This is a genomic window from Spirosoma pulveris (assembly GCF_054781875.1).
In genome coordinates this window covers 324,769-347,671 of record NZ_BAAGTO010000004.1, presented here as the reverse complement: position 1 = coordinate 347,671, position 22,903 = coordinate 324,769, and the positions used below count along the sequence as shown (strand labels likewise).

Annotated in this window: 15 protein-coding genes; 3 read left to right on the top strand and 12 right to left on the bottom strand. The window is 53.9% G+C overall.

Annotated features, from left to right (window positions below; genetic code table 11):
* Positions 1 to 109: 109 nt before the first annotated feature.
* From ACYVJM_RS17270 to treZ, 3 genes are all read right to left on the bottom strand, one after another.
* Complete coding sequence (locus ACYVJM_RS17270; RefSeq protein WP_461149472.1) at positions 110 to 2,467, bottom strand: glycoside hydrolase family 20 protein; 2,358 nt, start codon at positions 2,465 to 2,467, stop codon at positions 110 to 112.
* Positions 2,468 to 2,638: 171 nt separating this feature from the next.
* A complete protein-coding gene (locus tag ACYVJM_RS17265; protein ID WP_461149471.1) occupies positions 2,639 to 6,064 on the bottom strand; it encodes a HEAT repeat domain-containing protein in 3,426 nt (1,141 codons plus the stop codon).
* A 232-nt stretch (positions 6,065 to 6,296) separates the two neighbouring features.
* Complete coding sequence (gene treZ / locus ACYVJM_RS17260) at positions 6,297 to 8,159, bottom strand: malto-oligosyltrehalose trehalohydrolase (protein WP_461149470.1); 1,863 nt, start codon at positions 8,157 to 8,159, stop codon at positions 6,297 to 6,299.
* 209 nt (positions 8,160 to 8,368) lie between these two features.
* On the opposite strand from treZ, the gene ACYVJM_RS17255 reads away from it, so the two are divergent.
* Positions 8,369 to 8,803 carry a hypothetical protein gene (locus tag ACYVJM_RS17255; RefSeq protein WP_461149469.1) on the top strand — a complete coding sequence of 145 codons (435 nt, stop codon included), beginning with the start codon at positions 8,369 to 8,371 and terminating at the stop codon, positions 8,801 to 8,803.
* Between the two features lie 9 nt (positions 8,804 to 8,812).
* On the opposite strand, the gene ACYVJM_RS17250 is transcribed toward ACYVJM_RS17255, so the two are convergent.
* From ACYVJM_RS17250 to ACYVJM_RS17240, 3 genes are all read right to left on the bottom strand, one after another.
* Positions 8,813 to 10,786 (bottom strand): sensor histidine kinase, encoded by a 1,974-nt coding sequence (locus tag ACYVJM_RS17250; protein WP_461149468.1) that lies wholly within the window; start codon positions 10,784 to 10,786, stop codon positions 8,813 to 8,815.
* A gap of 158 nt (positions 10,787 to 10,944) precedes the next feature.
* Entirely contained in the window at positions 10,945 to 12,378 is a 1,434-nt protein-coding gene (locus ACYVJM_RS17245; protein ID WP_461149467.1) for a Gfo/Idh/MocA family protein, read from the bottom strand.
* A gap of 156 nt (positions 12,379 to 12,534) precedes the next feature.
* Positions 12,535 to 12,831, bottom strand: coding sequence for an SCP2 sterol-binding domain-containing protein (locus ACYVJM_RS17240; protein ID WP_461149466.1), 297 nt, complete (start codon positions 12,829 to 12,831; stop codon positions 12,535 to 12,537).
* 118 nt (positions 12,832 to 12,949) lie between these two features.
* Between ACYVJM_RS17240 and ACYVJM_RS17235 the strand changes: the two genes are divergently transcribed.
* A complete protein-coding gene (locus ACYVJM_RS17235; protein ID WP_461149465.1) occupies positions 12,950 to 13,399 on the top strand; it encodes a hypothetical protein in 450 nt (149 codons plus the stop codon).
* Between the two features lie 206 nt (positions 13,400 to 13,605).
* Positions 13,606 to 14,061 carry a DUF2147 domain-containing protein gene (locus ACYVJM_RS17230; protein ID WP_461149464.1) on the top strand — a complete coding sequence of 152 codons (456 nt, stop codon included), beginning with the start codon at positions 13,606 to 13,608 and terminating at the stop codon, positions 14,059 to 14,061.
* 57 nt (positions 14,062 to 14,118) lie between these two features.
* Here the strand turns inward: ACYVJM_RS17230 and ACYVJM_RS17225 are convergent, their stop codons facing one another.
* The 6 genes from ACYVJM_RS17225 to ACYVJM_RS17200 all read right to left on the bottom strand — a co-directional run bounded on the left by ACYVJM_RS17225 (position 14,119) and on the right by ACYVJM_RS17200 (position 22,870).
* Positions 14,119 to 15,363 (bottom strand): alkaline phosphatase family protein, encoded by a 1,245-nt coding sequence (locus tag ACYVJM_RS17225; RefSeq protein WP_461149463.1) that lies wholly within the window; start codon positions 15,361 to 15,363, stop codon positions 14,119 to 14,121.
* A gap of 93 nt (positions 15,364 to 15,456) precedes the next feature.
* Positions 15,457 to 16,257 carry an SDR family NAD(P)-dependent oxidoreductase gene (locus ACYVJM_RS17220; RefSeq protein WP_461149462.1) on the bottom strand — a complete coding sequence of 267 codons (801 nt, stop codon included), beginning with the start codon at positions 16,255 to 16,257 and terminating at the stop codon, positions 15,457 to 15,459.
* A complete protein-coding gene (locus ACYVJM_RS17215; RefSeq protein ID WP_461149461.1) occupies positions 16,257 to 18,380 on the bottom strand; it encodes an alpha-glucuronidase family glycosyl hydrolase in 2,124 nt (707 codons plus the stop codon). The genes ACYVJM_RS17220 and ACYVJM_RS17215 overlap by 1 nt, the downstream gene beginning before the upstream one ends.
* Positions 18,381 to 18,541: 161 nt before the next feature.
* Positions 18,542 to 19,741, bottom strand: coding sequence for a mannonate dehydratase (uxuA, locus tag ACYVJM_RS17210; protein WP_461149460.1), 1,200 nt, complete (start codon positions 19,739 to 19,741; stop codon positions 18,542 to 18,544).
* A gap of 226 nt (positions 19,742 to 19,967) precedes the next feature.
* The gene (locus tag ACYVJM_RS17205; protein ID WP_461149590.1) at positions 19,968 to 21,275 is read right to left on the bottom strand and encodes an MFS transporter; all 1,308 of its coding nucleotides are present in this window, start codon (positions 21,273 to 21,275) and stop codon (positions 19,968 to 19,970) included.
* 317 nt (positions 21,276 to 21,592) lie between these two features.
* On the bottom strand, positions 21,593 to 22,870 hold the full coding sequence (locus tag ACYVJM_RS17200) for a mandelate racemase/muconate lactonizing enzyme family protein (RefSeq protein WP_461149459.1): 1,278 nt from the start codon (positions 22,868 to 22,870) through the stop codon (positions 21,593 to 21,595).
* Between the last annotated feature and the right edge of the window lie 33 nt (positions 22,871 to 22,903).

Genomic DNA, 22,903 nt, shown 5'->3' with positions numbered 1-22,903 from the left:
TTGATTTGCTAACCAAAGCCCATGGTTGAATAGTTTCCTATGTCCGTTTTATTTTAAGCGACCTCAGAATACCTTATGGAATTTTCGCTTAGCGTCGTGCCACAGTTACCTATTCCACCTCGATCTCATCCACGGCCAATTGCGCCGTTTTGCCCGGATTGCGCAGCCCCGCCGGAACCTGCCGAACGTTTCTGGCAATGATACGAACATAGCGTGCGGTCGTTGGCGCAAAGTCGAACGGAAGTCGGGCCATGCCTCGTTTGCCCCCTTCGGCCGCGTTTGTTTTCGTCGTCAGCACCGGTGTAAACGTCGTTCCATCCTCAGAAACGGCAATCTCGACTTCTTTGGGCAGACAGATATTCCGAGCGGTATATTTCAAAAAACCTACCCGAACGCTTTGTACTGACTGCGACTGCCCGAGGTCGAGGACAGCGCCAAAATCATTGATGAACGAAACGACACCCGCCACTTCATAGCCGCCCATGCTGCCGGTCGTGCCATCGGTAAGCATGAAATTCCGGTCGGGACGGCCGGTCGTGGGCCCATACAGCAGCGTGTATGCTTTACCCGTTGCCTTCGACACGATGTACTCGGCCTGTACATTTGCCAACTGGCTCAGCGGCCGGTTACCCGAAAACGTGGCCACCCGAACCGGCGTCGATTTGTCGAGACGTAAAGGCTGCTCATACCGGGGCGACTCGCCCGAGGGAATGCTGCCATCCAGCGTATACCGAACGACAGAAGCCGGTACAGTCAACGACTCCTTACTTGGCGTTACCGTTATGACGACATTGCCTTCTGCGGTAGGTTTGGCCGATGGTTTCGCGTCGAAAAACGTCCGGGCAAAATTAACGTTTAACGCTGTAAGTCGGTCGAAATGAATCGTCAGCCGGCGGGTGAAGTCGTCGTAGTTTTTCTGTTCTAGTGGGCTCCAGGCTATTTCGGCCAGGGCGGCTGCGCGGGGCCAGAGCATGTACTCGGCCTGATCGGGGGTGTCGATGTACTCCGTCCAGAGGTTGGCCTGAACGCCCAGAATATGCGACGCTTCAGCAGGCGACAAGGTCGCGGGCGTTGGGTTATACGAATACACCATCGACAGCGGCAGCGACCCGCCAAAGCCCGTTGGTTGCGTGGCCGGGTCGCCCTGAAAATGGTCGAAATAGCAGTACTGGCCGGGTGTCATGATCACGTCGTGCTGTTTGCGGGCTGCGTCGAGGCCGTATTTTGTCCCGCGCCAGCTCATAACGGTCGCGTTGGGCGACAGGCGGAGCGATGTTCCGTTGCCTTCCAGAATCTCGTCCCAGCCAATGATCCGTCGCCCTTTTGCCGTTACGAACTTATCGATCCGGTTCACAAAATAGCGCTGTAATCCAAACTCATTTTTCAGTCCTTTCTGCCGAATCAGTTGCTGGCAAAACGCGCTTTTTCGCCAGGCGGTCTTCGGGCATTCGTCCCCGCCAATGTGAATGTATTTTCCCGGAAACAGGCTCATTACTTCGGTCAGCACGTCTTCCAGAAAGGCAAACGTCTTTTCTGTCGGGCAGAAGACGTCTTCAAATACACCCCATTTGGTGGCCACCTGATACGGCCGTCCATTGAGCCCTGTCGGCGAACAGCCCAGTTCGGGATACGATGCCAGTGCTGCCAGTGCATGGCCGGGCAGCTCAATTTCGGGCACGACGTTAATGTATTTCGTAGCCGCGTACCGCACCACTTCCCGAATGTCGTCCTGGGTGTAATAGCCACCATACGGTTTTCCATCGAACACCTGTGGGTCGGAGTCATCGTAATGGCCGATAATAGTTTCGCGTCGTTGGGCGCCAACCTCCGTCAGTTTGGGGTATTTTTTGATTTCAATCCGCCACCCCTGGTCGTCGGTCAAGTGCCAGTGAAAGTTGTTGAACTTATGCAGGGCCATCAAGTCGAGGTACTTCTTAATGTACTCCACCGAGAAGAAATGCCGACTCACGTCGAGGTTCATCCCACGATACCGGTAACGCGGCTGGTCCTGAATCCGGCAAGTGGGCAGGGTTAAAGGCAGGGGGGTAAGGGCATTAGGCAACAGTTGGTATATCGTCTGAACAGCGTAAAAAAAGCCATTGGCGCTAGACGCTTCGAGCGTTACACGGGTTTCGGTTACGTTGATGCGGTAGCCTTCGTCTCCCAGTGCAGCATCGGTTACGGGCACGAATTGAACGCTGTTACCCGTTGGACCGGAGGCTGTTCGAACGGAAATATTGAGCCCGGCGGTGCGATTCAGCTTGTTCGCGAGCGTATCGGCAATGGCTTTGAGTTCGGGTTGTCCGGCGGGTACGGCAATCGTTGTGGCGTTATTAAGAGTAAACTGGCCGGTACCCGCTTCGAGCTGAGCCGGTTTGGGAATAATGGCAAAACGATCCGTTACCTGAGCAGACGTTGTGAAAACAAACAGGCTAAAAGCGGCCAAAATAACAAAGCGAAAGGGCATACGTTGAGCGGGAAGTTGCTTTTATACGTCAACAGCAAAATCGCTTAAAACCGTATAACGATTACGCGTATTCTTAAAAAATAGGTTTAAACACCGAACAGGGAGAACACAGAGCTATTTATCTCCACGTTCTCCCTGTTCGGTGTTTAACCTTTTTGCCGCGCAAACGGCTTAGTTATTTTCTTTCAGCGTTGCCAGAAAGCTCACCACATCGCGAATCTCGCGTTTGGTGAGCAGGTACTTCATTTCGGGCATACTCGATGGCGAGTTTGTGCGCTTGGCGATCTGGTCTTTCTTAATGGCTACGTCCGGCTGGTCGCCCACTTTTACGGACACGTCCGTATCGGTTTCGCCCTGTAGAATACCGCTGACGGTTTTACCGTTTTTCAGCTTCAGCGTGACGGTTCCGAAACCGGGGGCCAGTCGCGCGCTTGGGTTGATGAGAGCTTCCAGCAACTGCTCGCGGGTGAGTCGGCTGGCCACTCCATTCAGGCGCGGACCGGCATTACCGCCCAGATCATCGTAGGAGTGACACCGGATACACTGCGCTGTCTGGTGACGGAAGAAAATCCGACGTCCTAAGTCGGGTTCACCCCCCATCAAACTACCCTTGAACGAAGCCGCCAGCGCATCGGGCGACATTTTATCATTGATCGCTTTGTACCGGGCGGCCAACTGGGGCGATTTACTGCTCTCGATGGCCTCGCCCAGCTCCAGTTGCAATTCGGCGGGGAGCGAACCGGCCTGTAGTTTAGCCAGCAACGGATCGAACGCCTTTTGCGTATTTTTAATGGGTAGTTTACCCAGCGTGAGCAGAGCCGCCTGTTTTTCTTCGGTCGTCCGGTTAGCAATTACGTCGGTAAGGAGCGTCACCATCCGATCTTTGTCCATGCTGGTTTTGCTCAGCAGATCCAGACCTGCCACCCGCACGCTTTTCTCCTTATCGGCCATCGCCACCTCAATAGCTTTGCTTTGCTGTGCGTCGTTCAGCGAAGCCAGCGCCCGCAAAGCGGCAATGCGAATGGCGGGCTCTTTATCCTCCGTCAACCGGCTGAACAGCGCGGCACCGGCTTCTTTCAGGCCCATTCGCTCAATGGATTTGATGGCGCTGAGCCGCAAGGACTGCTCTGAGCTTCCTAGTAGTTTAATAAACGCATCGCCCGTTTTGCTTTTCAGCGCGGCAGCATCGCGATTAACCACGCCCCGATACCGGCCATCGACCCGGTCCAGTACCGATGGTGAGGCCCAGGTGCTAAGCGCGTCCATAGCCTCGGCCCGCATGGCTACGGGATTACCGTCTTTCTGCGCATACATCATGAGCGTCTGCATGGCTTCCGGCGTACCAACCCGCAGGTTGGCGTTAATGGCCCGTCGGATGAGGGGTTCGTTGGTAAAACTCGTCGTTTGAAGTACTTTACCCAGCGCAGGCAAAGCCGCAGGAATAGACAGATCATCGTTGATACCACGAGCGGCTTCGGTCACGACAAACTCGTCTTTATCGGCCAGGAAGGCAGCGATACCGGGACTGTTCATGCGCCGAAGGGCGACCACCGCAGCAATGCGTACCGCTCGCGATGGACTGCTGGCCAGTGCAATTACCGGTTCAGCCTTGCCGATCCGGGCTAGCGCCAGACTACCCGCGTGGCGGATGTAGGCGTCTTCGTCGTTGTTGGCTTCCAGCAGTTGAATGATGGGCTGAATGGCCGGTTCGTAGGCGATGCGGCCCAGGGCTTCGGCGGCAAAGAACCGCGCCCGGCTGTTGCTGTCTTTCAGTAACGGAATCAAAGCGGCACCGGCTTCTTTGTAACGAACATCACCCAGCCATTTGGCGGCCTGCGCCCGAATTTCGGCATCGCTGTCCTGAAGCAATGGCATCAGCAACTGGCCATACTGTTTATCCTGACGGGCCAGCTGGCTAATGCCCCAGATACCATGCACACGCGCCAGTTGATTGCCGGTTTGTTTGGTCGATGCGGTCAATACCTCAACACCTTTAGCGCCCCGTTTCACCAATTCGAACTGGGCTTTCTGCCGAACACGCATATCGGGGTTCTTCAGCAAGTCGCCTAAAGACGCTTCGGAGCGGCCCGCGAATTTTTCGGCCAGCAGGGTTTGGGTTAATTTCCGTTCGGCAGAACCAGCACCGGCTTTATCGTCCAGTTTCCAGATGCGGCCGTAATCTTTCGTGTCCCAGCCATTGATCCAGTCGGCTACGTACAAAGCACCGTCCGGACCGAAGTCGATGCCGGTAGCCAGCACATTACCCAGCACTTTTTTCTCTTCGCCCAGTTCAAACGTAGCGCCTTTGGGTTTCAGTTTGAACGCGTGAATGCCCGACTTGGCCGGGTTGCCAACGAATTCGGCCACGAAAAACATGTTTTTGTAGGCCGGGCTCAGTGCTGTGCCGGGGTTGTATTTCATGCCTGCGGGGCCGCTCACATAGTTGGTGATGGTTGGCGTAATGTAAGCGGCCTGCCCTTCAAAGCGCGGCTTGTACATCTGCTCGTCCATCCACACCTTGTAGGTGTTGTTGCGCGGGTCGCGGTATTTGCCGTACTGCCAGTTGCTGCGCCAGCCCGTATCGGAACCGTTCACGATATACACCAGCCGCTCTTTTTCGCCCGGATGGTCGCCGTCGTTGTCCTCGCTGATCAGGTTGCCATATTCATCGAAAACGAACTCGTGGACGTTCCGAACGCCATGGGCGAACACTTCGAAGTCACTGCCGTCGGGGTTCGATCGCACGACGACGCCACTGTTCGGATGCTCCCATTTCTTGCCGTCCGGGCCTTTGCCGTTGAAGCCAATATCACCAATCTGCCAGTAGATTTTTCCGTCCGGCCCCATCTCGATGCCCGACATGCCGTGGCCGCTAAAGCCCACGTGAACGCCATAGCCGTGCGAAATAGACGTTTTTGTTTCGGCGATACCGTCACCGTCTTTGTCCTGCATGCGCCACAGGTCGGGAGCCACGGCCACGTACAGATCGTTGCCATTGGCCATAACGCCCCCGGCAACGTCGGTCACTTCGTCGTGGAAATCATCGACGACCAACTGCGTCATATCGGCCACGCCGTCGCCGTTGGTATCTTCAATCCGGAAGATGTTTTCCTTCTCGACGGTCATGTCGCGCCAGTCGTGGGAGCCATCGCCGTTGACATCTTTCAGCCATTCGTTTTTCTTACTGTTTTCAGGGGATAGTACCCGGTGCAGAAATGCCCGTTTGTCCTCAACACTTTGCAGATGGTTGGATTCTATTTCCCAATCCTGATGTCCCCGAATGTCGAACTCGGAGTTTTTCTGACGGTTGGTTCGGGTGTAGAACAGCCGCCCGTTGTCGTCAATATCGATGCCGATGGGGTCAGCCACCAGCGAGTCGACGCCCCACAGGTTCAGGCTAAGGCCGGCGGCCAGTTCAGGCGTTACAGTGGCTTCGATGGCTTTCGCCAGTTGGGCGGCTTTAGCAGGGTCCATCCGCTTGATCCGCCGGTCGATCGGATCTTTCTCAACCTGATAGCCCAGCAGGCAAAGCGTGGGCACCAGCGCGCCGAGCCAGAGGAGTTTTTTACCGGTCGGGCTAACGTTGTTTTTTTTCATGTTAATCAGGAGTATAATCGATTTACACTGGAGCCGCCTGGCGGTCCAAACTGATTTTGAGGGTTCAGATGCCTGGGTAGTTGTTTCACGGTTGGATTCAAACCCAACCGACCCTTACCATAGCGGTCATAAAATCAGCGTTTCATGATGTAAAAGCCATTTGCAGCCAAACGCTACTTTCATTCCGGAGAATATGTTTTTACGTAGCCCTTACCTGTAAATAGTTTCGATTTTACTCACAATTCGTAAAGATCAGGATCGATTCCGGTTGAAGCACGACGGCCGCACTACCCCCCACATGGGCCGGAGCCGCCATCGGGCCGTGCCATTGAGGATCGGCGGAGTCGAGGAGCTTGCGCCACTGGGTTTCATTGGCCGGTAACGTCAGCGATTGCTCTTCTTTGGAGAAGTTCATCAAACAAACGACCGTTTCCGATGTATCCGACGTACTGCCTTCTTCCTTCTTATGCTGCCGAAAAAGCGTAAGGGTCTGGCGAATTTCATCTACCACAACGGCCACCGATTCCCGATCCGGGTGACGCAGCGACGACGACTTCCGCAGGGCCAGCAGCGTCTGGTAATACCGAAAGAGGGTCTGGTGCGGTTCCTGTGTGAGCCGTCCCCACTGGAGCTTCGACCGCTCGAAGGTGCGCTCGTCCTGCGGGTCCGGAGTCTCAAAATCAGTTTGAAAATCAGCAAATTCTTTTTTGCGCCCCTGCCGAACGGCTTCCACCAGAGTGGGGTTCGAATGGCTCACGAAGTACAGAAAGGGGTTCAGCTCGCCCCACTCCTCACCCATGAACAGCATGGGCAGATACGGACTGCTCATCACGGCCCCGGCCATCAGCTTCTGCATCTCAAAGCTGACCAGTTGACTGGGTCGCTCGCCCAGCATCCGGTTGCCAATCTGGTCATGATTCTGCGAAAACACCACAAACTGCCGCCCCGCATGCCCCGCCGTCGATTTCCCCACAATCCGGGCGCGCCGGGGCATGTAGGTACCGTCATACACATAGGCATCTTTATACGATTTGGCCAGGTGCTGAATACCGTCGTAGTCGGCATAATAGCCGTTGCGTTCGCCACCAGCCGTTACGCGCAGGGCATGGTGAAATTCGTCGTTCCACTGGGCATCCATACCATACCCGTTGTTCAGCAGCGGCTGAATGAACTGCGTTTCGTTCTGGTCCATCTCCACAATGAGGTAGTGCTGCCGACCGGTTTGCGCCATCAGGGCATCGACATACTGTTTCATTTCGCGAAGGATGTGCGGGTCACCCGCGTCGCAAATGGCATGAACGGCGTCCAGTCGCAGGGCATCGATATGAAAATCGCGGAACCACATCAGCACATTTTCGACAAAATACCGCCGAACGCTATCGCTGTAATCATCATCGAAGTTAATGGCATTGCCCCAGGGCGTGAGGTGTTTGGACGTGAAATAGGGGCCGAAATCTTCGAGGTAGTTCCCTTCGGGTCCAATGTGATTATACACGACATCGAGCACCACGGCCAGCCCCCGTTTATGGCAGGCATCGACCAGTTTCTGCAAGCCTTCGGCCCCGCCGTAGGAATTTTGTACGGCATAGGGCAGCACCCCATCGTACCCCCAGTTTCGGGAGCCGGGAAATTGCGCAACGGGCATGATCTCAATGGCGTTGATACCGAGTTCGACCAGGTAATCGAGCCGATTTTCAATACCTGCGAAAGTACCCTCGGGCGAAAACGTGCCCGTATGCAGCTCATAGATCAGGTAATCGTCCAGCGGGAAGTTAGGCCAGTTGGCATCGGTCCACGCAAACGTTCGGGTATCTACTGCTGCCGATGGGCCATGAACCCCTTCGGGCTGAGCCAGCGAAGCGGGGTCGGGCCTTTCGATGCTGTCGTTGAGAACAATTTTGTAAGTATCGCCGGGTTGTAGCTGGGCCGTTGTCGTACACCAATAGGCACCATCGTTTTCAAGCGGAATATCGAGTGGCCGATTATATCGGCGAAGCACGACGCTTTGCGAGAAAGGAGCCCAGACACGAGCGGTGGCACCATCGGGGCCGAATGTGACCCCCAGCATTCGGTGGTTGAGTAATGCCTGATTCATAGGTTGAGTTAGTCTTTAGTAAGCGGTTAGGTAAACAACCCGCTAACTCCGCTATGTGTTGGCTAAAGCCGAAAATCACCTTACATAAAGCATAGTAGTACCAGCAAAACGAATTTACCTACCGTTGCCTAAAAACAGCTTTAGTAAACGATTTAACCTCGTACAATACCTTACCTTACCAGCGAACCAAACCTATTTACCTTACCAACATGATAAAGACCCTCCAATTGCTTCTGACAGTATCGTTGTTTGCCTTACCGGCAGCAGCACAAACCACTCACACCGCGGCCAAAACCAATGAAACGGTATGGATAATCTCCTACCCTGTTAAGGCAGACAAACGGGCCCAATATGAGCGGTTTATTCATGAGATTTTCTGGCCGGGTGCCAGCAAATTATCAGCAAAGGAGCAAATGGTCTTTAAACAAACGCGGGTGATGCACCCCGTCGGTGCCGACGCTGACGGGCTTTACCGGTATCTGTTCATCATGGATCCCGTAATAAAAGGAGCGGATTACGGCATTGAGTCACTGATCAAAAAAATGTATGGTGCCCAAAAGGGCGCCGAGTATTTCAAGCTATTCAAGGGTGCTGTTGTTGAAGGAAAGTACATGGATTATCGGGTTACCCAGTCAAAAGATTAAGGTTGGTTATTATACCGCCACCTCCACGGTGGTTCCTTCTTCTTCAAAAATCCGGAACGTACCGCCCAGCTCCTGAGCACGCGTTTCCATGTTCCGCAGACCGTAATGATGGGGGGCCAGGGCTTCATCCGTCCAGCTGAAGCCCTGGCCGTTGTCATGAATACGTAAGTTGATATGTCCATCGTCCTCAACGAATAGCTGGACAATGGCCCGGCTGGCCTGAGCATGTTTGATCACATTGTTGAGCGCTTCCTGTACAATCCTGAACAGGTTAAGCACCTGCGACGAACTCAGCTTATACGAGTGCGAACCGGACACCTGCACATCGACGTGCAGACCGTCGGTTTCGTGCACGTAGCGGTTGATATACTGGTTGAGTCGCTCGGCGAATTCCTCCACCGTAAAACTTTCCTGATGGATGGCCCAGATGGTTTCGCGCAGGAGCTTGACGGCCTCCCGGGTGTGGGTCACGATGGTACGAAGCTGACTCGCCAGCCGCTGCCCATCCGCACTGGGTTTTTTCTCTACCTGGGCGCTGATGTGCGTCAGATTAGTCACGATGAAGGCCAGGTGAGCCCCCACATTATCGTGCAAATCGCGGGCAATACGCTCTTTTTCAACCAAAAGGCTGTTTTGAAGAGCCAGTGTCTGCACGTCGGTTTCGTACATACGCTGCTGCTGGATGTTGCGTTCTTTGATCAACTTTTCATTCTGATCCCGGTTAATCTTATAGCGATAGGCCAAGCCCACCATCAATGCCAGCACTTCGAACAAAGCCGCCGGTGCGTAATACGCAAAACAGGACACCGGTCTGAACGTTGGCAGAAGCCCGAAATTGGCAAAAACCAGCCCAAGGTTAAGGGTGTAAAACGGCAAAATACCTACCAGATACAACCAGGCTTCCTGCACATGGTACCGGCGCCGGATGCTGACAATAATATACGCGATAATAACCGGCAGCGGCAGCCAGTAAAGCGCCGTAAACAACCGAATCAGCACCAGTTCCATACTGGGTGTGAGGGGAGTGAACCACTCGGCGGTTAGAGCGACAAGGCATAAAAATCCGCTCCAGAGAACCCCCGTACCAATGATATGCCAGCGATGCGAAGGCGTACGCCATAAACTAAGGAACCGCCGGACAAATGTCAGCTGCGAATAGAACAGAACGAGCGGGAACAAAAAATAGACGTTCTGCCGGGGCATCCAGAACTGGGCAGCAAAGCCAAACTGATTCAGGAATCCATCGTTGATGACGAAAAAACCAACAAGGCCAAGGAGGCAGAAAACATAGCGTGAATAGATCTGGTCGAGCGTGGTCAGGAAGAAAATCAGGCTCATCACCGCCATGAATATTAGCGTAAACAATACCCCGCCCCAAAACAAATAACTCTCCTGCACCACCGACTCATAAGCCGATGCCCGTACCAGTTCGACCGGCACCACCTGCGAACCCCGATGTTTGACCACCCGTAAATAAGCCGTTACAACCTGACCGGCAGGCACCGTAAACGGGAACCAGAAATGTCGGTTGTTCTTGATGCGTTGACCGGCGGGCGTTTTCCAGCCAATCGTCGGTGAGGTCGACAAGACCTGGTTTTGCGCATTCACGACGAAAAGCTGAAGCTCATCGAAACACCAGAAATCAATTTCAGCCAGCCAGGCCTGGGGTTGGCTCAGCGTATTTTTCAGACGAAACCGAAGCCAGATGGGAGTAGCCGTTTGTGTACCTGTAACAACCCCAAAGTTGGGAACCGGCGAGGTAATGGCCCGGAAAGCGGCTGCATTCGCTGGCTGAATGATAGCTGACAGGGTTCGGGTGTGAGACGAATCCCGAAGATACGCCATTGTTCCCTCCAGCGATAACCTGTCACTATCTTCTGGCAGCACAATCACCGGTTGTCGACTCAATGGTTGCGCTGATAGCCGTAGCACCACCAGGCAAACAAGTAAGAGCGACAAAATCAGGTGTTGCAAACGTATCATTAGCGGGTGAAGTCCCCACTAATGTAAACGGAGTGCGATTAATAAACAAGTAGTTAACATCAGTTAATAAGGGAGTGGTGAGGTAGTAAAATAGTTGACCGTCAGACATCGACCATTCTCCTGTTGTACTACATCACCACTCCACGATTAACAACCGCCTACAGGGTATACCCCCCATTATACTGCCGTTTCACAAACTGGTTGGCGTAGTCGTAATTGGTGATTTTCATGTTATCGCCATCCCAGAAGAGCTTTTTGCGACCGGTGAACTTGCCGTCTTCGCGGGCCAGGTAAGAGCGCGTGGCCAGATTGCCCATCAACACGGTTTCGGTAAGCGGGCCGGACTGGTCGAACGAGGAGGATGTGTACGCGCCATAGCCCTGTTTGCAGGCTTTCACCCACTGCTGTTGATGGCCTTCTGTTTTACCTTCGACCAACGGTTTTTCGGGAGCAGGCAGCTCTTTCCCACTGAACTTGTCGGCGGGTAGTAACTTGGGATTATTCCCGAACAGACCACCCGTCAGCATACCTTTGGTGCCGATAAACAGCATGCCGCCATCGATCTCCCGAAATACGTCGCTGTAGGCTACACCTTCGGGTAGTTGGGGCCGAATACCGCCATCAAACCACGAAAACTTTATTTCTTTCACTTTCTTATCCTCGGATGGAAACGTGAGGTGAATAGCCGATGAGGGTGGGCAGCTATCGTCGTAGAACGCTTCTTCGAAGAAATCGGCATATACAGAACCCACGCTGCATTCAACGGAAGTGGGGTATTTGAGCTTGAGAGCACGAAAAGGTACATCCATAAAGTGGCAACCCATATCGCCGAGGGCTCCGGTGCCAAAATCCCAGTAACCGCGCCAGCGGGTGGGCATGTACGCTTCGTGGTAAGGTCGCATGGGGGCGGTGCCCAGCCAGAGCGGCCAGTTTACTTCCGAAGGTACCGGCTGCGACTCCCCTTTTTCTTTCGGTGATTTAACGCCCTGCGGCCAAACCGGGCGGTTGGTCCAGCAATATACGGTATGCACATGGCCAATAACATTCTTCTGGATGGCCGTTTCGATGATGCGCGTGGCATCGCCCGAACTGCCCTGATTACCCATCTGGGTCACGACTTTGTACTTTGCAGCCGCCTGGGTGAGCATCCGGGCTTCGTAGATGTCGTGCGTCAGCGGTTTCTCGACGTACACGTGTTTCCCCATCTGCATGGCGGCCATGGCAATGGGCGCGTGCATATGGTCGGGCGTGCTCACAATAACGGCGTCGAAAGTCTTGCCCGCCTTATCGAACATCTCCCGGTAATCCTGAAAATAAGGTGCGTTGGGAAACTGCCCCCGGAATTTCCTGGCTTGCCGGTCGTCGACATCGCAGAGGGCCACAAAGTTGTCGGAGCCGTTGTTGTATGCCAGCCGAACATTCACATCGGCCTTGCCGCCACAGCCCACGGCAGCGATATTGAGTTTATCGGACGGGGCAATAATGCGCGACCCATCGGCTGCTTTTCCACCCAGCACATGGCGGGGAACTATATAAAAACCAGCCGCTGCCAGCGCACTGTTTTCCAGAAACTTACGACGAGAGGTAGACATAAAGGCGAATGAGCGAATGAGTGAATGAGCGAAATAAGGCCGCTCGTGTAATGAATTGTAGTAAGCTTAAAAACTTACCAGACTACTGATATCCGTATATCCAGTTCAATATACTCAGCGCCAAAGACCCTGTTTCACTCATTCACTCTTTCGCCTTTACCCCATCACTTGCCCCATTTTCATGGCGATACCCATGTCGCCTTTTATTTTGAGCTTACCAGACATGACGGCCATCATGGGGTTAAGGTCGCCGGTACCCATTTTTACGAGATTGTCGATGCTTACCTGCAAATCGCAATCCGCCGGTTTATCTTCGTTGGACACCGTAGCTGGTGACCGAGTAGCATCAATAAAGATAGGCCCCTGATCGGTGACAATCTTAACCGTAGCGTTAATGTTGTCGGCATGTGTAACTTTGGACCGGATTTGCTCGGTTAGTTCTTGCAGAGTCATCGGATTTGGATTTCGTTGTGATAAAGAAACTCAGCCGCGAAAATAAGGTTTTTTTGCGGCCTGACCGGAAGCCCCCTTTTTATTAGCCCATGCGGGTCTCCACCCGCGCTACAATTCTATGCGTTCCCAACTAGTAACTCTCCTCTGCATACTCACCTTCCTTAGCTGCGGCTGGGGCCTGATCGATTCGGCCGTTTCGTTCGTACAAGCCGATGCCGTAGCCGAAACAAAATACGTCGAGTCGAAGCCCGACCCGGCCAAAAAGAAAGACGCACCCAAGCAGTATTTCGAAGACCGCTCCTCCGACGCGCCCGCCCCCGGCGACCCGGACGAGATCAAGTCGCTCGCCGTTGCCCAATTTTTGTATTCCCTGCTCACACTCATCGGGGCCATTCTGATGTTCCGGCTGCGTAAGATCGGCTTCTGGATCTACGTGGCCGGGATTGTGGTTGGTCTCGTATTACCCGTAGCGCTGGTGGGGGTAGGTGCACTGAACACGTCTTTCGGTGTATTTTTCAGTCTGATCTTTGCCGGGCTCTACTGGCTTTCGCTTAAAGAGATGACATGATCTCTGCCAGGCGTTTGATGCGGGTGTAGTGTATAGAGCGTAATAGAGATTATTTTTTGAATCGGATTAAACAATGTTCGCTTAATCCTATCAAACAAGAACAAGTACGCTGCTTTCCCTTGGAATCAGCCTGTTTGTTATAAATTTAATCGTAGTTGAATCGACAAAAACCGGTCTCCTGCGTTTATATAGCAAATCACTCACGTATGAACCCGTTCCGCCTGATTGTCCTCTTCCTGCTCGTCTGTCTTTCACTCCCGTCGTTTGCCAGCGATCCCGACGACCCGGATGCGCTGGTTGGTAAGTGGTTGAGTTCGAAGAAGCGGAATCAGGTTCAGATTTATAAACAGGGCAACAAGTATTTTGGCAAGCTGGTCTGGATGCTGGAACCCAATGAACCGGGCACCAACAAACTGAAGGTCGACAAAGCAAACCCCGACGAAAAGCTGCGAAGCCGCCCGCTCATGCACATGGTCCTGCTCACTAACCTGACCTACAAAGGCAACAACGTCTGGAGTGATGGGGAAATTTATAACCCCGAAGACGGCAAAACGTACAACTGCGAAGTAACTCTCAAGGATCATGATTCCATTGACCTTCGGGGCTACGTAATGGGCCTCAGCTTCCTGGGAAAATCCAAGATATGGACGCGGGTGAAGTGAGATAATGAATAATCAAATTTATTCTATCTACATTATTCATCCTTATCTGTTAACATACTACTCTACAATCCACCGCGAGAGCGCATTGTACCGGCCTTCCAGCACGATCTTATAAAACCCTTTGGGCAGTGCCGATACATCAAGAGTAGCGGCTTCAGCCTTGGCAGGAACTTCGGCCATAAGCAGGTAGTTGTCCCGCTTGCCTTCTTCAAAGTGATTGGTGGTCGACAGCCAGACTTTCAGGGTTTCGTCGGGCTCCATGGCTTTCCAGGTCAGCGCAATTTTATTACCCTCCTTTTTCGCGGTCGGTTCCGTAACGGATAGTTTGCCTGTTAAGGGTACGCCATCCAGTTCAAAAGCCTGTTCTTTCGGAATCGTGAGTTGGAGATGCCGGGCCATGGTCGGCATGATGTCCACAATGGCGGGGGTGTTCTTCTTGAACTGCACATTCAGGTCTTTGGCATTGGTAACGATCCAGGTGGCCCGCTCCCGGTCCGACTGCCCCCCGTGATTTTTACCGGTGTCGGCGCTGCGCCCGTGGTCGGTGGTGATGAATAGCTGCCAGTCTTCTCCAAACGTTTTCTGGCGGTATTGAATGGCTTTCCAGAGTCGGCCCATCTGGTCGTCCATGATGGATACGGCCTTGTAGAATTGTTCACTATCACCGTATTTATGGCCCATATCGTCGGTGTATTCCAGATAGACCCACGACAGATCGGGACTTTCATCGCGGATGTAGCGGCTGGCTTCATCCACCACTTTCTCGTCGATCCGGTGGATGTATTCCGACTGTTTGTCGTGCCGAAAATGAAGCGTATCGAGTTCAAAACCGTCGAAGGAATAATCAAGCCGGAGGTTGCCGGTTTGGGGCAGGCTCTCGCCAACGAGCTTGGTCCGGTTGTCGAGCCAGGTGGAGAAAACGGCCGTTTTTTTCTGCGGATACTGGCTTTCGAAGAAGCGGAAGATAGTCCAGTACTGATAATTGGGGGCTTTGATGCTGTTGTCCCAAACGTTGTGTTTATTAACCCAGGTGCTGGTAAGCAGACTGTTATACCCCACTGCCGAAATCGTTGGCGTTTGCGAGTAAGTGCCTTTCTGACCACCCACATACGCCCGGGCATAGCCACCAACTTTAGCAATGGCATCCAGATTGAGTGTAGGTTGCTTTTCGATCACATCCGACGGAATCCCGTCGACGATAACGAACAGAACTTTTCGGGGGTTTTTCTGCGCCTGACACACAGACGAAAGCCACAACAGGCAACCGCCAATAAATAAGGGTAAGATGGTGCGTTGTACCATAGGTTCGGGAGATATGCCCAAAGTAACGACACCAGGCCATACCATCGAAACACATGCCTAAAATTTCACACCTTCATAATAAGCTTTCTGTCATCAGAACCCAATCGAATTACCGCCATCCACCGGCAGCGAGGCCCCCGTGATGTACTTGGCGGCTTCGGAGGCCAGGAAAACAGCGGCCCAGCCAATGTCTTCGGGCTGACCAAACTTACCCATGGGCGTCCGGCGCATGGCGCGGGCGAAGCGGTCGGGGTCGCCACCCATCGCGGTTTTGCTCATGGCCGTTTCGATGAAGCCCGGCGCAATGGCATTGACCCGAACGCCGTTGCCCGAAAACTCCGACGCCAGCACTTTCACCATGCCTTCCACGCCCGATTTTGAAGCTGCGTAAGCCGCCACCCGATCAATGCCATAGTAGGCCGCCATGGATGAGATCATGATGATCGACCCGCTCTGGCGCGCCATCATACGTTTGGCACAAGCCCGCGTCAGGCTGAAAACGGAGTTGAGATTCGTGTGTACAATTCGGTCGAAGTCTTCGTCGGTGACGTCCAGTGCCGGTTTTTTCATATTGATACCGGCGTTGTTGACCAGCGTATCAATGGGTCCGTGTTCAGCTTCAATGCGTTCAACGAGATCATCGAGCAAGGGCCGGTCGGTTACGTCGTTGACCACATAATGCGCCCGGTCGCCCAGGGTGGCAACCGCTTCCTGCAGCGGCTGCTCCCGCCGACCGGTGATGACCACGGTTCCTCCGGCCTGCACCATGCATCGGGCAATATCGAAGCCGATCCCACTACCCCCACCGGTAATCAGAGCGAGTTTTCCATTGAGTGAAAAAACGGAAAGGCTGGCCGATTGGCCATTAGGCTGCGTAAGTTGTTCTTGTTCCACTAGCGTAATTTATAAATTTCGGATAAGGCTTTGACATCCTCCAGCGTCCGATTGGGCTTGGGGAGTGAAGCCGGAATGGGTTGTTTTGAATAGGTCTGGAGGTACAGCACCCACGAATCGCGCCACCAGATGGCTTCCTTGTGCTGGGTTGACAGTCGGCCTGTTACGTCGGCAAAGATAGCGGGATCAACGGCGGGTTTCACCAGCGCCCACTGCTTCTGCATCCACACGACCGAGTCGGCACCAGTATAGAACCGGGTGCAGAGTTCATCCCAGAGGGTACGACCCGTACTTAGTTTCTTTGTCCAGGGCACGTGGTGAAACCACAGCAGATACGGCAGCGGGCAGGTTTCGGGGTTGTTCCATTGCTGCTGGACTTCGGGCCGATACTGCGCCAGCGCATTGCTGCCCGTCGCCGTCCGGTCGAAGCCGAGCCCAACAGAATCGGCCCGGTGGTAATAAATAGCCGTCCAATCGGGGCGGACGCTTTTCTCCTGCCAGGGTTCAGGCGCGAAATGAACACCCGACCACGGACGCGACAGGCCAAGCGGGGTGTTGTAATTGACATAAATCTCCCGCGACTTGAGCATCAGATCGGTAATGGTTTTCACAGCTTTGGGTTCGCTCGTCAGGGTCATCTTTACCCATTCGTCCGCAATCCCTTCCGACGACAACGTATGATCCCACGCCAGCCGACCGTAGGCGTACCAGTTGGCTTGGGCCATAGGGTTGCCGGTCCAGTTCCGATCGGCACCCGTGTTGGCGACTCCCGCAATGGCCGTCATGGCATATTGGTGCAGGCTTCCGTCAACTACTTTCGCCACCGTTGCTCCTCCGGACGGTGAGCCTTTGCCTTTCACGTAGGTATCGGTCTCCAGGCATTCCTTGAACAGGGGCGCTTCATAGACCCAGTGGGTAGCAAAACCGAGGTACTCCTGCGTGATCTGAAACTCTATCGACAGGGGTGTTTTAGGCATGTTGCCGAACAGGGGCGAGAAGGGTTCGCGTGGCTGGAAATCGATAGGACCATTCTTCACCTGCACAATGACCTTTTTATCGAACTGGCCATCCAGGGGCGTAAATTCTTCATGAGCTGCTTTGAATCGATCGGCTTTGGGGTCGGCTTTGTAGACGAAGGCCCGCCACATTACGATGCCATCATACGGTCTGAGGGCTTCGGCCAGCATGTTGGCCCCGTCGGCGTGGGTGCGGCCGTAATCCTGCGGACCGGGTTCACCTTCGGAGTTGGCTTTGACCAGATAGCCCCCAAAATCGGGAATAGCTTTGTAAATCTCTCTGGTTTTATCGACCCACCATTTCCGCACCTCTGGGTCAAGTGGGTCGGATGTTTTCAGGCCGCCAATGGTTTTGGCCGCCGGAAAATAGACCGACAGATACACCCGTATGCCATACGGCCGGAACACGTTGGCCAGAGCCGCCACCTTTTCGATGTATTCGGCGGTCATGAAACGGGCGCTGGCATTCACGTTATTGACAACCGTGCCATTGATGCCCAGCGACGCATTGGCGCGGGCATAATCGCGGTAGCGCGGGTCGACGGTAGCGGGTAGTTCGTACCATTTCCAGAGCGACTCACCGGCATACCCCCGTTCAATGGTGCCATTGGTGTTATCCCAGTGATTCAGCATCCGGTACTGGATTTTCGGATTGCTGACCAACGATAAATTGTCGAGAGACTGACCCGTTTGCAGTTGCCGAAGCAAGGCAAAGGCACCATACAACACGCCCGAAGCAGTCTTTCCGGAAACGGTTATGTTCCCCGATTTACGACCCGTCAACTGATAACCGTCCGCAGCAAGAGTCTGCAGACCAGCGTTGGGCGCACTCGCCACCGACAGCACAATGCCCCCGGTCCGATTGCCGGCATTGGCAATGATGGGCACCGTTTTGCCAAGTAAGCCCTGCAAACCCATCTGAAGTTCGTCGGCGGCCGATTTCAGGATAGGACTCGTACCATTTAGGGTAATAAACTGCGCCGACCGGGCATAATCTTCCCGCCTGGGTACGTCTTTAATCAGGTCATATTTCAGCCAGAGCCGGTAGCCATCGTCGGAGAAGGCCAGGTGGCTGATGAATAGAAGGCAAAATAGTATTCGTTTCATTTTTTCAGGTTGGTTTTCTGGCGCGGTTTCGTGCCAAGCTGGCGCGGGCATACGCTCGTGCCTTCTTATGTTGCAAGCATTCGCTTGCGTCAGTGAATACTGACTCCATAAAAGGCACGAGCGTATGCTCGCGCCAGCTCGGCACGAACCTGCACCATTTTCTACAAACTCCGTTCAATACCCATTTCCAATCCCCTTATCTCGGCCAGTCCCCGCAACCGACCGATGGCCGAATAACCGGGATAGGTCTTTTTGTGCAGGTCGTCGAGCATCTGGTGGCCGTGGTCGGGGCGCATGGGAATAGACGTTTCGCCGATACCCTGTTGGGCGCGCCGTTTCTGTTCCAGCACGATTTCTTTTACCACCGCATACATATCCACATCGCCTGCCAGGTGGTCGGCTTCGTGGAAGTTGCGCGGGTCTTCTTCGCGCTTGGTTGTGCGCAGATGGATAAAATGGATGCGCTCGCCAAACCGTCGGATCATGGCAGGCAAGTCATTATCAGGCCGGATACCCAGCGAACCGGTGCAGAATGTAATGCCGTTGGCCGTCACGTTGCTGGCGGCCATCAACTGCGCCAGATCGGCTTCGGTGCTAACTACACGCGGCAGACCCAGCAGCGGACGTGGCGGATCATCGGGGTGAATGCACAGATTGACGCCCACTTCCTGCGCCACAGGAGCCACCTGCTGAATGAAGTAATACAGGTTTTGCCGAAGTTCGGCATCGCCGATGGTGGCGTATTCATTCAGTAAGCCCTGAAAGGTATCGAGGGTAAAGGCTTCTTCGGAACCGGGTAAGCCCAGCAGAACGATGTTCGACAGCTCAGCGATGCGTTCGGGTGTCATCTGGCTAAACTTCCGATGAGCCGATTCGATAATTTCGGGTTCGTAGTCGACTTCGGCACCGGGGCGTTTGAGGATGCACAGGTCGAAGATGGCAAAGTCTTCCCACACAAACCGAAGCGCCCGCGAGCCGTCGGGCATTTCGTAATTGAGGTTGGTGCGCGACCAGTCCAATACGGGCATGAAGTTGTAACAGACCGTTTTGATGCCGCAAGAAGCCAGATTTCGAATCGACTGTTTGTAGTTGTCGATGTATCCCTCGCGGGTGGGTCTCCCCTTCTTGATGTCTTCGTGTACCGGCAGGCTCTCGACAACGGCCCACTGCAAGGGCAAATACCGGTCATTATCAGCTTCGACCAATTGTTTTCGTTCGTTGATGGCATCGACGGTCCACAGATCGCCTACCGCAATCTGGTGGAGGGCCGTCACGACCCCGGTGCAACCAGCCTGCCGAATATCCATCAGCGAGACCGGATCATTCGGCCCAAACCAGCGCATTGTTTGTAACATTCCCATTTGTACGCTATTCTTCTGTTGATTGTAATACGGTATCTCAGTCCATTGTGGTGTCGGGTTTGAGATGGCACCGGCCACTCGGCCCAACACCACAGCAAGTTCGGACGGCCACGTCCGGGCTACTCGTTTAAGGTCAATTCTTGCGTCACAAATGTCAGCAAAATGGGCCAGTCGAGCGGATCGACCTGGCCCATGAATACCGGCATTTATCATTAATAGGCTACTTTTACTTCGTTTTTACGCGGCTAAAAACAAAAATATATAACATCGTCCAGGCCACCAGGTACGCGAAACCGGCGATGTAGAAGATGATGTAATAGCCTTCCGACAGGCTACCCAACAGCTTGTAATGATCCAGAATACGGCCGACGATCAAGGGGAAAACGGCACCGCCTAACGTTCCGGCCATCGTACCCAGTCCCACAACCCGGCTAATGACCTGCTTCGGAAACTGATCGGCCGCTACCGTGAAAATATTGGCCGACCACGCCTGGTGAGCGGCAACCGCCAGCGACAAAATACCGATTACCGGCCACATACTATTCATCTGACTGATGAGCATAACCGGCATCACGCATATAGCAAACAATGCCATCGACCACTGCCGCGCCCGGGTTGGGTGCCAGCCTTTGCGAATCAGCATGGACGAGAGCCAGCCCCCGCCAACGCTGCCAATGGTTGCCGCCAGATAAATGACGATGAGTGGAGCACCCAGTTTTTTCAGATCGAGGTGGTAGATATTAGCCAGATAGGATGGCAGCCAGAACAGGAAGAACCACCAGATAGGATCGGTCAGGAGTTTGCCGCTCATGAAGCCCCAGATAGCTTTATTGGCAAAAATGGGGTACTTCACGGCTTCACCATCGGCCGTTGTTACGGTAGCCGCATCACCAGCTGTGGCAAATTCGGCGGCCGTTTCCTGCGTAATGTGGGCCAGTTCCGCTTCGTTAACATTCTTATGCCGACTTGGTATTTCGTACATGAACCACCAGGCTATGATCCAGGCAAAGCCCAGGGCTCCGGTCACAATGAAGGCCGTTTGCCAGCCTGCCATGAGTGCCAGCCAGGGTACCACGGCGGGGGCCGCCACTGCGCCAATATTGGCTCCGGCATTGAAAATACCAACGGCCAGCGCCCGCTCTTTTTTGGGGAACCATTCGGCCACGGTCTTGATCGACGCCGGAAAGTTACCAGCTTCTCCAATGCCCAGCAGGCCACGGGCAATCATGAATCCAAACGTACTACCGGCCAGCGCATGACCCATGGCCGCCAGGCTCCAGACCAGAATGGCCCCGATGTATCCCAGCTTAGTACCCACCCGGTCAATTATATAGCCAGCCAGTAAGGTGGTAGCTCCGTAAAAGAACGTGAAGACCGTAACGATGTTGCCGTAATCTGACTCTGTCCAGCTGAATTCTTTTTCGAGAATGGGCTTCAGAAGACTAATGACCTGGCGGTCGAGGTAGTTGATCGTTGTCGCAAAAAATAACAGCGCAACGATGACCCAGCGGTAATTGCTGGCAGCGGGTAACATACCGCCGGTAGGCCTCAGGGTATCGGCAGCAACGGGAGTGGGTTTTGTAGTCAATGGAACAAGTTTGATTAATGTGAGTGTCGGCAAGACTACTCTAAAACATCCTTAGCCCGTTTAATTACTGTATGGCATAGTGTGTCGACATCGGTTGCCTATTGGGCCCGGAATCTCTGCATGACTACATGGGTTCAGGCTTATCCACACTCACAAGAGTTATCCACAACTTTCAGTGCGTAAATCGTAACTTATCCACACGTTCAACTTGCTGATTTGTAACGCGGCTTTCTCCGGGCTGGAGGAAAGCCGCGTTACACTACCTACACAAAGAAAGGCACGTCCTTCGGTGCGTATTTACGCATGCCTTCCTCGTTGATCTCGACACCGATACCCGGCTTATTGGAGAGCGGAATGAATCCTTTCTCGACCATCGGCCCATCGAAGGTGACGATTTCTTTAAACATGGGCTCTTCATGGAAGTAAATCTGCCATTCCAGAATCAGGAAGTTGGGGACCGATGCACAGACGTGGCTCGACGCCATGGCACCCAGGTACGAGGCCACCATATGCGGAGCAAAAGGTACGTAATATAGATTAGCCAGGTTGGCAATCCGCTGCGCTTCGCCCAGGCCACCCGCTTTCTGTAAATCGGGCATGATAATATCGACAGCCCCGATTTCGAGTAGTTTGCGGAATCCGTGCGCCAGGTAGTGGTTCTCTCCCGCACAGATGGGCGTATTGGATGCCTCCCGAATCTGGCGGTACGCTTCGGGGTTTTCGGCCGGGATGGGCTCTTCGAGGAATAGCAGATTCAGCGGCTCCATCATCTTGGCCACCCGGCGACCCGTGGGTACATCATATTTGCCGTGCATATCCACGCAGATGTCGATCTTCGGACCAACGGCTTTACGGACACCGGCAATCTGGTTGTACATCCGCTCCAGTTCGCCCTGGCTGGCGGTCCAGTTGTAGGCATCGTATTTATTCGGGTCGTTGCGCTCGTCGATGTCGTATTTTACCGCCGTGAAGCCCATATCGACCGCACGCTTGGCACTTTTTCCGAAGGCTTCGGCGCTGGTATCGGTTTCGCGATAGGCCCCGGTGTCGCAGTAAACCCGGATTTTATCGCGGAACTTACCGCCCAGCAACTGGTATACGGGCATGCCGAGGGCTTTGCCAGTCAAGTCCCAGAGGGCCGTTTCGATAGCCGACAGCACCGATACATACATGCCTGCCTGGGCCCCTTCGAAGAAACCCGCTTTTCGAACATCTTCGAACAGGCGATTGACGTTGAGTGGACTTTTGCCTTTGATGCGTTCGCCCATCATCTTCACCAGGTGATACGTTCCGGGCGTGGCATCAACGCCTTCGCCACAGCCCCATATGCCCTGGTTGGTATGGATTTTCACAAACAGGCTGTGTCCATTTCGGATGTAGCCGCACTTGATATCGGTGATTTTCAGGTCGGAGGGTGCCGAGGAAAGCGGGGCATTATGAACGGCCGTTTCCAACCCCTCGCCGAAGGTGGATAAGGAAGTGGCCGCCAGGGCACTGGCAATGGCGCCTTTGGTTAAGAAAGAACGACGGGATGTTGTCATGTTTTAGGAAAGGTTTCAATTAATAGGTGCCAA

Coding starts and splice junctions, on each gene's coding strand:
- ACYVJM_RS17270 (WP_461149472.1), bottom strand. CDS start 2,467: ATGCCCTTTCGCTTTGTTATTTTGGCCGCTTTTAGCCTGTTTGTTTTC.
- ACYVJM_RS17265 (WP_461149471.1), bottom strand. CDS start 6,064: ATGAAAAAAAACAACGTTAGCCCGACCGGTAAAAAACTCCTCTGGCTC.
- treZ (WP_461149470.1), bottom strand. CDS start 8,159: ATGAATCAGGCATTACTCAACCACCGAATGCTGGGGGTCACATTCGGC.
- ACYVJM_RS17255 (WP_461149469.1), top strand. CDS start 8,369: ATGATAAAGACCCTCCAATTGCTTCTGACAGTATCGTTGTTTGCCTTA.
- ACYVJM_RS17250 (WP_461149468.1), bottom strand. CDS start 10,786: ATGATACGTTTGCAACACCTGATTTTGTCGCTCTTACTTGTTTGCCTG.
- ACYVJM_RS17245 (WP_461149467.1), bottom strand. CDS start 12,378: ATGTCTACCTCTCGTCGTAAGTTTCTGGAAAACAGTGCGCTGGCAGCG.
- ACYVJM_RS17240 (WP_461149466.1), bottom strand. CDS start 12,831: ATGACTCTGCAAGAACTAACCGAGCAAATCCGGTCCAAAGTTACACAT.
- ACYVJM_RS17235 (WP_461149465.1), top strand. CDS start 12,950: ATGCGTTCCCAACTAGTAACTCTCCTCTGCATACTCACCTTCCTTAGC.
- ACYVJM_RS17230 (WP_461149464.1), top strand. CDS start 13,606: ATGAACCCGTTCCGCCTGATTGTCCTCTTCCTGCTCGTCTGTCTTTCA.
- ACYVJM_RS17225 (WP_461149463.1), bottom strand. CDS start 15,363: ATGGTACAACGCACCATCTTACCCTTATTTATTGGCGGTTGCCTGTTG.
- ACYVJM_RS17215 (WP_461149461.1), bottom strand. CDS start 18,380: ATGAAACGAATACTATTTTGCCTTCTATTCATCAGCCACCTGGCCTTC.
- uxuA (WP_461149460.1), bottom strand. CDS start 19,741: ATGGGAATGTTACAAACAATGCGCTGGTTTGGGCCGAATGATCCGGTC.
- ACYVJM_RS17205 (WP_461149590.1), bottom strand. CDS start 21,275: ATGTTACCCGCTGCCAGCAATTACCGCTGGGTCATCGTTGCGCTGTTA.
- ACYVJM_RS17200 (WP_461149459.1), bottom strand. CDS start 22,870: ATGACAACATCCCGTCGTTCTTTCTTAACCAAAGGCGCCATTGCCAGT.